At 35.1% G+C, this 10,592-nt stretch carries 13 protein-coding genes; 11 read left to right on the forward strand and 2 right to left on the reverse strand.

Annotation, left to right across the window (positions count from 1 at the left end; translation table 11 throughout):
• Positions 1–13: 13 nt before the first annotated feature.
• Both DWW70_RS15000 and DWW70_RS08485 read left to right on the forward strand, forming a co-directional pair.
• Positions 14–556: a hypothetical protein gene (locus DWW70_RS15000; protein ID WP_199669323.1), complete on the forward strand. Its 543-nt coding sequence runs from the start codon at positions 14–16 to the stop codon at positions 554–556.
• A 256-nt stretch (positions 557–812) separates the two neighbouring features.
• On the forward strand, positions 813–1,901 hold the full coding sequence (locus DWW70_RS08485; RefSeq protein ID WP_118649646.1) for a toll/interleukin-1 receptor domain-containing protein: 1,089 nt from the start codon (positions 813–815) through the stop codon (positions 1,899–1,901).
• Positions 1,902–1,989: 88 nt separating this feature from the next.
• Here the strand turns inward: DWW70_RS08485 and DWW70_RS08490 are convergent, their stop codons facing one another.
• The gene (locus DWW70_RS08490; RefSeq protein ID WP_118649647.1) at positions 1,990–2,628 is read right to left on the reverse strand and encodes a zeta toxin family protein; all 639 of its coding nucleotides are present in this window, start codon (positions 2,626–2,628) and stop codon (positions 1,990–1,992) included.
• 99 nt (positions 2,629–2,727) lie between these two features.
• A complete protein-coding gene (locus DWW70_RS08495) occupies positions 2,728–3,672 on the reverse strand; it encodes a tyrosine-type recombinase/integrase (RefSeq protein WP_118649648.1) in 945 nt (314 codons plus the stop codon).
• A 170-nt stretch (positions 3,673–3,842) separates the two neighbouring features.
• Between DWW70_RS08495 and DWW70_RS08500 the strand changes: the two genes are divergently transcribed.
• From DWW70_RS08500 to DWW70_RS08540, 9 genes are all read left to right on the forward strand, one after another.
• Positions 3,843–4,154 (forward strand): helix-turn-helix domain-containing protein, encoded by a 312-nt coding sequence (locus DWW70_RS08500; protein ID WP_118649649.1) that lies wholly within the window; start codon positions 3,843–3,845, stop codon positions 4,152–4,154.
• A 35-nt stretch (positions 4,155–4,189) separates the two neighbouring features.
• The gene (locus DWW70_RS08505; protein ID WP_118649650.1) at positions 4,190–4,381 is read left to right on the forward strand and encodes a hypothetical protein; all 192 of its coding nucleotides are present in this window, start codon (positions 4,190–4,192) and stop codon (positions 4,379–4,381) included.
• On the forward strand, positions 4,378–5,202 hold the full coding sequence (locus tag DWW70_RS08510; protein WP_118649651.1) for a zinc-ribbon domain-containing protein: 825 nt from the start codon (positions 4,378–4,380) through the stop codon (positions 5,200–5,202). The genes DWW70_RS08505 and DWW70_RS08510 overlap by 4 nt, the downstream gene beginning before the upstream one ends.
• Positions 5,203–5,280: 78 nt before the next feature.
• Positions 5,281–5,994 carry a lantibiotic protection ABC transporter ATP-binding protein gene (locus tag DWW70_RS08515; protein WP_117614321.1) on the forward strand — a complete coding sequence of 238 codons (714 nt, stop codon included), beginning with the start codon at positions 5,281–5,283 and terminating at the stop codon, positions 5,992–5,994.
• Positions 5,987–6,718, forward strand: a complete 732-nt coding sequence (locus tag DWW70_RS08520) for a lantibiotic immunity ABC transporter MutE/EpiE family permease subunit (RefSeq protein WP_118598728.1) — start codon at positions 5,987–5,989, stop codon at positions 6,716–6,718. The genes DWW70_RS08515 and DWW70_RS08520 overlap by 8 nt, the downstream gene beginning before the upstream one ends.
• Position 6,719: 1 nt before the next feature.
• On the forward strand, positions 6,720–7,460 hold the full coding sequence (locus tag DWW70_RS08525; RefSeq protein WP_117550258.1) for a lantibiotic immunity ABC transporter MutG family permease subunit: 741 nt from the start codon (positions 6,720–6,722) through the stop codon (positions 7,458–7,460).
• A 14-nt stretch (positions 7,461–7,474) separates the two neighbouring features.
• Positions 7,475–8,137 (forward strand): response regulator transcription factor, encoded by a 663-nt coding sequence (locus DWW70_RS08530; RefSeq protein WP_118016914.1) that lies wholly within the window; start codon positions 7,475–7,477, stop codon positions 8,135–8,137.
• The gene (locus tag DWW70_RS08535) at positions 8,125–9,501 is read left to right on the forward strand and encodes a sensor histidine kinase (RefSeq protein WP_118016913.1); all 1,377 of its coding nucleotides are present in this window, start codon (positions 8,125–8,127) and stop codon (positions 9,499–9,501) included. Before DWW70_RS08530 ends, DWW70_RS08535 begins: the two co-directional genes overlap by 13 nt.
• A gap of 336 nt (positions 9,502–9,837) precedes the next feature.
• A complete protein-coding gene (locus DWW70_RS08540; protein ID WP_118016909.1) occupies positions 9,838–10,422 on the forward strand; it encodes a hypothetical protein in 585 nt (194 codons plus the stop codon).
• The last annotated feature ends 170 nt before the right edge of the window (positions 10,423–10,592 follow it).

A 10,592-nucleotide genomic window follows, 5' to 3' on the forward strand; every position in this document is an offset into this window, starting at 1 on the left:
AGTAGGTGGTTAAATGGCTGTAAAGAATCATAATTTTCGTTTCAATGAGGAAAAAGAAGCGGAAAGAAAAGCATGGCAAATTCTTCACTCAGAAGAAGTGAAGGAGGACTTTCGCTCTCAGAATGAATTTGTTATAGCTGCTATCAATGACTACTATGCAAGGCATCTTGCTCTCAAACGAGATCCCTATCTGGAATCGAGGGAGAAGGAGGATGCATTTGTAAAAGGAATTATTGAGGCAGTAGAGCAAAAGGTACTTGATAATCTGCCGGGGTTGGCGGGCATGTATATGATGCGGCAACAGTCTCTTTTATCCGTGTTGGGATTACAGGGGATGGTGCCTGTACAACAACAGGTGCCAATGCCGCAGATGGTTGCAGGAATGCAGATGTCAGGGCAGGCATCAGCATCCGTACAAGAGTCGGATCAAGGGCAAGAGACTATGGTTGGCAGAGATGGATGTGAAAAAAGAGATTACACTGAGGAGGATGAGAAAAAGTACCAGATAGAACCTGATATTAACGAGTTCCTTGATTTCAGTTTTTGTGGTGAATGATAGCAGATGACTACAAAGCTTTTGTAAATAAGAGCGAGGTAGCATCGTTAAATGCGGTTGGTGCTACTACATAAGTTGGTAGCACCAACTTTGCTGTTGTTATATGTAGTGGTACATTTTTTGTAAAATAAGAATGAAAATTAGCGAGTTATATAGTATAATATGTCTAAAAGATAATTTTTAGTTATCCGTCAGTTGTTTTATAGACGGCTGAAATTGAACCAAAAAACATATAACTATATGAGGTATATCAATTATGAAAAAAGTATTTATTAGTTGGTCGAAGAAAAAAAGTGGCGAATATGCTAAAATAGTTAAACACACAATACAAAAGTTAGTTCCAGAAAATCATGTCTTTATGTCTGAAGAGGACATTCAGGCAGGCGAATTTGTTCAGAATAAAATAATTAAAAGCATAGAAGAATGCGATATATTAATACTTTGTTTTACTAATGAGAATAAAAAATCACCATGGTTGTTGTATGAGGCTGGATATGCGAGTGGATTACATAAAATTGTAGTTCCATTTTTATTTGATTCAGATTCAATGTGGCATTCATGGATTGATAATCCTATGAATATTGCAAGAGAAATAAATTTTAATAAGGGCGATTTGTCAAAAGATTTTTGTGATGTTTTTTCAATACAGCAAACATCTGAAGTAAAATCTATTATCGAAGATTTTAGGCAAAAAATCGAATCTTGTAAAGAACAATTCAGAGAAGTTGATGAGCCTTGTGAAGATTTTGTTGATAAGCTTTCCTCTATAGATAAATTTACAATAACCAGTCCAATATTTAGAGATAGAACAGCATATTTCTTATCAGGATTTGAAACATTTGAATTGTGGAAAGCTATTATTCAATCCTTTTTGTATACCGGAAAATATTTATGGATTTACGGAAGAAAAAATATGAAATTATTTGGTGGAAATTTTTGCGAATTATTTGAATATTTAGATAATAAATCTGGTCTGCCCAATATGGGTGGTATAGATTTTAAAATTATGTTTTTGAACCCCGAATCTGATGAAGTTAGACATGCTCATAAAGACCAAGATATATTTAAACTTGAATTAGAAACTACAATATTGCGTGCTAAAAAAACTATCGGTTCAAATGAGATTTTACAAAAGTGTTGTCGTATGTATTCTAATAAAAGAGAAGAAATAATTATAAGAATAGATAATTGCATTATATATTGTAAACCTCATTTTGATATAAATGGAAATCCTAATATTATGACAAATTCTTCTTTTGAAGTTTTTAGTGCATTTTCTGAAAAAGGAATGCGATGTATTCAAAAATATCTTGAAATATGGGAAAGTGCAATTGATATGTTTTAATATTAATAATAAACCATTTTTTCGCTGAGCAGTAAATATGAATAATTAACAAAACCTTACTCAATAAAATAAGGATATTATCTTACGCTTATGTTTTATGTATATCAAAATTTGTTTTATTTTGAACAAATTCAAGAATAGTATTTACAGTTTCATTAATAGTTAATTTTCCAACATTAATTGAAATAAAGGTTTCAGGTGATTTTGACTGCATATAAAAGAATTTGTCACGTAATTCAGAGTTCATTTTGAATAAAAATGGAATGTTTTTTTCTCCATATTTATTTTTGTCTCTTATTTTAAGATGCGAATACAAATCTTTTTCACAATCAAAGTATAAATTTATATATTTAATATTTTCACCTGATATGGTATCATATAATATTTCGGGAATGATATGAACTCCGCAAATAATTGTTGGTATGCATTTTCTGTTTTGGCGCTTTATTATTTCATCAATTGAATTTTTCATTATAATACATTGTTGTTTTGATCTATCATAACTAAGTAATTCCGAATGTGATGCTGGTTCTTCAAAATTTCCATATATATTGGGCATACTTTGAGATAAATAGTCATTATATCCGCGTATTATTTCGCGTAAAATATCGGTTTCTTGTACGATTCTAAAATAATCCATTTTTTTTAATAGCTCATAAGAAATAGTTGTTTTTCCTGCACCTGGTACTCCTGAAATAAGTAAGATTAAATTTTTTTTTTCGCACATGAGCGCTTCCTCCCTGTTTTTATAAGAATGTTATTTTTCAAAAGTATCCCTTTGGTTCAATTTCAGCCGTCTATAAAACAACTGACGGATAACTAAAAATTATCTGTCGCTTGTATAGGAGGTCTCAATTTTAAAATTCTGTCGAGGATGTTTGGTGGTAAGTATATCTTTTTGTTTTGAAAGAGCAACATGAGTATATATTTCTGTTACAGTAATTGAACTATGTCCGAGCATTTCCTGAATGTATCTTATATCTACATCTGCTTCAAGCAAACTTGTAGCAAATGTGTGGCGAAACATATGTGGGGTTATATGTAAGTCAATAGATGCAAGAGAACAGTATTTTTTAATCATGCGTCTGATAGCCTGATCAGAGAGTTGGGTTGCATTAGGATTAACAAAGAAATATCCACTTTTACTTATTTCGGGCATATATTCAGCTTCGTATTTTTCGAGTATTAATAAGACATCTCTATTTCCAATCTGTATCATTCTTTCTTTTGCCCCTTTTCCATATATGCGGATTGTAGCATCGTGTAAGTCAATATCGACACTTTTTAAATTACATAGTTCAGAAATTCTCATGCCGGTAGAAAATAATGTTTCACATATAGCAATGTCAAGAAGAGTACGTTTTTTTCGATAGATGGTATGTGCAAGAGAGAGTTCTTTGTACATGGTTGTAAGTAGTGTTTCTATTATGTATAGAGGAATTGTTTTAGGAAGTAATATTGGTTCTCGGAACTTTATTTTTATTTTGTTGAAAGGGTTTTGCTCAATGAAATCTTTATACTCCAGGAAGTGATAAAAAGACTTTATTGATGCAAGCTTTCTTTTGGCTGTTTTGGGTTTGAAATTTTGGTGCAGGTATCCTATATATTTTTCAATTTCAGGTATGGATATAGTATTTATATAAGTATTGTTAAAAAAAGAAACAAATTGACCTAAATCAGTGCGATATGCCTTTAGTGTTTTTTTATCAAGCCCTTTTTGTGTTTCGCAGTATTCTAGATAGTTTTCCGTGATAGTAAATAACGTATTCATATGTAAGAATCTCCTTTTTATAAATCTTGTGTTCACATTAATGCATCGGGATATAAGATACAACAATTAAAAAAATGTAACGCAGAGTTTGCATTATTGTCTGTAATAGGTGGTGGTTTAGAAAAATTTATTTTGATATAATAGCAGCAAAATTAAAGAGAGGTATTTTCATGGAATTAAAGGATAAATTACAGCTTTTGAGAAAACAAAATGGCTATTCACAGGAACAACTTGCGGATAAACTGGGAATTGCTCGTCAGACTCTTAGCAAATGGGAAAACGGACAGGCAGTGCCAGAATTGGGTAATTTGATTTCCTTGAGTAATCTGTATGGAATAACTATAGACCGAATAGTGAAGGAAGATGATGAATGTAATATTTCTTTGTGTAAAAATGCGAGTATGGATATTAATAAGATTATAGAGTTTCTTCTTGTTGCAAAAAATAATACCTATGCAGTAGCAAACAACAAAGTAAAATAACTGCTTTTGATGAATATAAGAACTATGAATTCGATATGGAAAACGGCAATATGCAGGGGCATTGGATGGGTAAATTTTCTTATAAAGATGGTGTTACATTTATTGAATTTACAGAAGATGTAACCGCTAAAAAGCTGGTTATGAAGCCTTTTGTGGGAATGTATTTAAAGAAACAGCAGGCTAAATATATTCAGGATTTAAGGGAAGCATTGGAGGCCAAAAGATGACTTGTGATGAAATTATTGAAGAGTTAAAAGCAAATGCTTCTCAAAAATACAAAGCGAATGTCGTGAAAATGGGTATTCCAGAAGAATATAGTATAGGTATTTCGACGGCCGTTGTTCGTGCAATAGCAAAGAAAGCAGGAAAGTCAAATGAACTGGCAAGAGAGCTGTGGAATTCCAGTTATCATGAAGCAAAACTATTGGCGGTATTGGTTTTTGACAAGAAGACCATATCACATGATGAGATAGAAAAACTTATATGTGATAAGAAAGTGATTTGGAGATGTGAGAAAGGACACGAGTGGGAAGCTGCCGTTAAGAGCAGAACGATAAATAGGACAGGCTGCCCGTATTGTTCCCATAATAAAGTGTTGGGAGGATTTAATGACCTTGCAACACTTCTGCCGGATATAGCAGCCGAGTGGTCGGACAGAAATTATCCGTTACTTCCAACTCAGGTTACGGTCTTTGCCAATCGTAAGGCTTGGTGGAAGTGTAAGGATTGTGGCAGAGAGTGGAACACTCTTATTTCTACCCGTTGCAAGTTATGGGATGCAGGAGAAAAGGGACTTACATTATCTGCTTTTGAATGGGAGAAGGATAGAAAAACGCTGATATATGGGCAGGTAGACTATATGTATGGAGAAGCACTTTATAAGCCTGAAATGAAAGAAGGAAATCCTATAAGGTTATATAGTTTGGATGAAATCACGGAGATATTCTGTAAATTAGGACTTCGTATTTGTAACAGCTTTGCTGATTTCAGTGGAAAGCCGAGTTCTGATAATGATATTCAATTGATGGTTTATTCCATACGGGAATAAATCTTCATCAAATCTTTATTTTTCCCTGATAGATTATATTTCAGTGAGAAATGAAATATAGAAGGAAGGATAGTAAAGATGGAAATGATGTTGCAGACACAAAATCTATGTAAATATTTTAGAAAACAGAAAGCGGTAAATAATGTTTCGCTTAATATCGAAAAGGGACAGATTTATGGACTGCTTGGACCGAATGGTGCGGGAAAATCTACCACATTGAAAATGTTGACCGGTATGATGAAACCCACTGCAGGAAAGATTTACCTTGATGGAAAACTATGGAATAGGAAGGATTTGTCAAAAATAGGAGCGTTAATTGAAAATCCGCCTATTTATGAAAATCTTTCCGCCAGAGAGAATTTGAAAGTAAGACAATTATTGCTTGGTACAGATGAAAACAGAATTGATGAGGTCTTGCAGATTGTATCACTTACAAACACCGGAAAGAAGAAAGCAGGACAGTTTTCTTTGGGGATGAAGCAAAGACTAGGCATTGCAATGGCATTGCTTGGAGAACCGGAACTTTTGATATTGGATGAACCTACGAATGGATTAGATCCAATAGGCATCGAGGAATTACGAGAGCTGATCCGGTCTTTTCCGGAACAGGGAATCACTGTAATTCTCTCCAGTCATATTCTCTCAGAGGTACAGTTACTTGCAGATAAAGTCGGGATTATTTCAGGTGGAATCTTAGGATACGAAGGAGCATTAAAGCAGGGAGATAATCTTGAAGATTTGTTTATGAATGTGGTAAGAAAAAACCAGAAAGCAGGTGAAATCCATGGTTAATATTATAAAAGCAGAACATCAAAAAGCCAAAAGAACCATGCGAAAAAAGTTTATCTGGGGATTCCCTCTTCTTACATTTGTCATAGCATTTATATTTACTCTTGGGATGACAAATGCTTATGCAGAAAGTGTTTGGAACTGGTGGTATACACTTTTGCTGCCGGGGATGATTGCTCTATTTTGTTATCTTTCTGTGGCGCAGGAGAAAAAGATAAAATACTATCATTTAATGACTATTCCCACAGACAGAAGAAAATTGTTGCTGGGGAAAATTATTTATATTGGGTACATGATTTTGTTTTCTAATGTGATTGTGTTTGCAGGAGCAACGCTTGGAGGCTTTCTTCTAACGACACATGTTCCAGTTGGAGGAGCGTTGATTGCAGTATTGTTTCTGACGGTTTCTGAGTTATGGGAGATTCCGGTAGCTTTATTTTTAAGTGAACGATTTGGAATGATTGTAAACCTGTTCGTCTGCCTATTTATTACCGTCAGCGGTGTGGTAATATCACAAACCAGAATCTGGTATGTACTTGTTTCTGCAATCCCTATGCGAATGATGTGCCCGTTGCTTCATGTTTTACCAAATGGACTTGCCGCAGAAGCAGGGAATCCTCTTCTGGATACGGGAGTCATTGTTCCGGGAATGTGTCTCTCAATCATCTGGTTTGTTTTTGTAACGGTTCTGTTTTTGAAATGGTTTGAGAGAAGAGAGGTGAAATAAGATGATTGGAAGATCTCTTAATGCAGACTTGCGAAAGATGAAAGGAACATCTGTGATTCTGGCACACTTACTGATTCCGATTATAACCAGCGTTATATTTTTAATATATTACTTTTTTTCACCATGGAATGAAAATATGAAAGTGATTGCATTTTATCAGGCAATAGGAGCAGGACTTCCGGTACTTATTGGAATTTTTACAGCAAGTGTGATGGAACAGGAACAAAATGCAGGTGATTTTCAAAATCTGTTGTCTTTACCGGATAAACCTGCAGCATTTTTATCGAAACTGTTGATGCTACTGGTTTTGTGTCTGTGCTCTATCCTATTGACAGCAATCATATTCGGAATTGGATTTGGAAGAATCGCATCAAGCGATATCGAAATCATGAAAGGATGTATATTTGCAGCATTGCTGCTGTGGGGAAGCAGTGTTCCACTTTATCTGTTTCAGCTGATTCTGGCTTTTCAGTTTGGAAAAGGGGTATCCATTGGAGCAGGGATTATATCAGGACTAATTAGTGCATTGATGCTTACCGGACTTGGAGATTATGTGTGGAAATATGTATTTGTCTGCTGGACGGGTAGAGTACCATATACTTATCTGCAATCTGTATTGGGAGAAACTAGTGTAGGTGAATGGTTGTCATTCATACCAGGTTGCTTAATATTTACAGGGATTAGTATGGTATACTATTTTTGGTGGGTAAACCACTGGGAAGGAAACAGAATATCGGAATAGAATCGAGGGAAACTATGGCAAACATACTGGCAGTTGATGATGAACCGGCAATTTTGGAAATGATAGAAAGCATTTTGAATAAGGATGGACATCTGGTTACCAAAGTAAGTAATCCGCTGAAACTTAATATGGAAGAATTACATCGTTATGACCTGATTTTACTTGACATTATGATGCCTGGAATGGACGGCTTTGAATTATGCAAAAGAATCAGGGCACTTGTGGATTGTCCGATTTTGTTTCTTACCGCAAAAACGGAGGAAAAAAGTCTGGTGAACGGACTTTCGTTGGGAGCAGATGATTATATTTCAAAGCCATTTGGAGTGATGGAACTTCGGGCAAGGATCAATGCACATCTTAGAAGAGAGCACAGGGAACATTCTGTCCGGATGGTTTTGGGGAGGGCCTGTATTCAAATATCTCAAAAGAAACTATTGGTTGATGATAAGGAACTTCCTCTTACGAAAGCGGAGTACGAAATTTGTGAATTCCTGGCTAAAAACAGGGGACAGGTTTTCTCGAAAGAACAGATTTTAGAAGAGGTCTTTGGTTTTGACAGTGAGAGTAATGACAGTACCGTTATCACGCATATCAAAAATATAAGAGCAAAATTTGCGGATTATGATTATACACCGATAAAAACAGTCTGGGGGATTGGATATAAATGGGAAGAGTAAAGAGAAGCAATGCACTCAGCTGGATTTTTATGAGATATGTACTGGTCATGCTTGGATCATTAGTAGGTTTGGTGATTGTTGCTTGGCTGCTGCTGTACCTTTTGATTAGTGTGGGCTGTATCTATCCGGCGAATTATGCAGAGCAAAAGATTAATGAAGCATATGATACGATTTTACGTGCGGATAAAGTAACTGCTGAGATGATTCCTGCACTTTGTGATTATGTAATCTTTTCAGAGAATGGAGAGAAAATAGGTGGAGATCTGTCAGAACAATACGAACAGATAGCATGGAATGTTGCAAAGTACGGAAACGCATCCGGGAAATATTTTTATAAAGTAATTGTAAGGGAAAATGAATATGTTGTATTGCAATATCGCCTGACACCTCAATATCATTCAGCTTTTTTGAGGGAGCATTTTATAGAACCACAGAATGTGATGAGTATTATGTCAGTGATTGGAGCGGTAGCGATTATCATCATTCCGTCCATACGTTTTGGAAAAAGAATCAAAAAGCAGATGCAGCCTGTATTAGACGCAATCAGACAAATAAAGGATCAAAATCTGGAATATGAGACATCCTGTTCCGGTATCAAAGAGTTTGATGACTGTTTATCGGCAATCGATGATATGCGAGATGCATTGCGAGAATCTTTAGAAAAGCAGTGGAAAACAGAGCAGGAAAAGAAACAACAGATGTCTGCTTTGGCGCATGATATTAAAACACCTCTTACGATTGTACGGGGAAATGCAGAACTACTTTCAGAGACTGAACTGACCACAGAACAGAAGAATAATATCACTTATGTTTTGAACGGCACAACACAGATACAAAGTTATGTAAAACAGTTGATAGATGTCACAAAATCATGGAATTGCAGTGATGTTACCTATACAACGGTGAGGTTAGAAGATTTTTTCGCAGATATAAAGGAACAGGCACTCGGACTGGCAGAAATCTATCACCAGAAAATAGATTGGAAGGCGGGACAAAGTGATAAAAAAGTAACAATTGCTTATGATCCAATGTTTCGAGCCGTAATGAATGTGATTCAGAATGCAGTGGAGCATACAAAAGAAAATGGAATCATTTATATTGATGCAAAGGAGCAGGATGACCGGCTGACATTCATTGTGGAGGATAGCGGATCAGGATTTACAAAAGAAGCATTATTGCATGGCACAGAGCAGTTTTTTATGGATGACACAAGTAGAAATGGCGAAGCCCATTATGGGATGGGGCTATTTTTTGCAAAAACTGTGGCTGAAAAATATGGTGGAGGTATTAAACTTTCAAATTCTGAAAATACAGGTGGGGCGAGGGTAGAAATATTTTTCCTGAGTAGTCAAGAAACAAGCTAAATAGACCGCAATTAAGCTATGTAAAAGAAATTTTACATGCTTTTATCTAATATGTAAAAGCCTTTTGATAGACATTACTACTACGTTTGCTGTAATCTCATGGAAGAAGGAGGCATGACTTCTATGGTAAGTAACGATTCATAGCTGCTGGAAAAAGCAGTTGACTATATATTTTTCACCTTCCCTTCCTTTTTTAGGGGCAGGAGGACAAACCTGCCTCTCGTTTTAAGTGGATTGCTGCAAGCATGATTCTTTGATATAATCAATGCAACAGTTTTACAAATCGGTATTTGTCAACTTGTTAATTTCCAATTTTTAGTGATAGGAAGATACGCAATGAATGGTTTGATTATAAAGGTACTCAGCATAAGTATTGCGGTAGTAACCGTAGTATACTTGATTATTTATAAAGGAAATACCATGATTACAAAGATATTTAGCGTGTGTATTATAGCAGCAATGGTAATATACTGGATTGTTTATGAAAGAAATACAAGAAAGCGAAAAAAACAGGAATTACAGCGTGATGACTATTTATTTGCGAAAGAAAACGATTTGCCGTTACAGATAAATTGGAATGAGATAAATGACTTTTTGTCAGATTCCGGATATGGTGTAAATATGCCAATGGAGAATTGGTTTATGATGGATTGGGCGAGACAGCCCTGTGTGGAGAATGGTATAAAAGAAGGAAAGTTTTCAATGAAAGGGTTTCGAGTGTTACAAGCTTTAAGTAACGATATGAAACACATTTTTTATGATGTGTGGTTTAATTATGACCGTGGTCCGGATATAGAAGATAAAAATAGGAAGTACGAAGCCGTAAAAAAGGTGTTGGATACAAAATACGCCGGTTTGTCAGAAGAAGTACGGAAGAATATATATGACCAATTTGTTAAGATATATGAAAGAAAAATCTAATTATAATACAAAGGATGAAGCTGTTGAGTTTTTAATGAATGAAACTAATCTTACATATGAAGAATGTTCTAAAGCCAACGATTTCCATATTAGACTAAATAAGAAAAATTAATATACAATTCAAGTTTGTAGGGAACAACAGCTAAGACAATTTTATAATAAAACAGCGT

The sequence above is a fragment of the Coprococcus sp. AF16-5 genome (genome assembly GCF_003479365.1).
In the GTDB taxonomy this organism is placed as follows: domain Bacteria; phylum Bacillota; class Clostridia; order Lachnospirales; family Lachnospiraceae; genus Coprococcus; species Coprococcus aceti.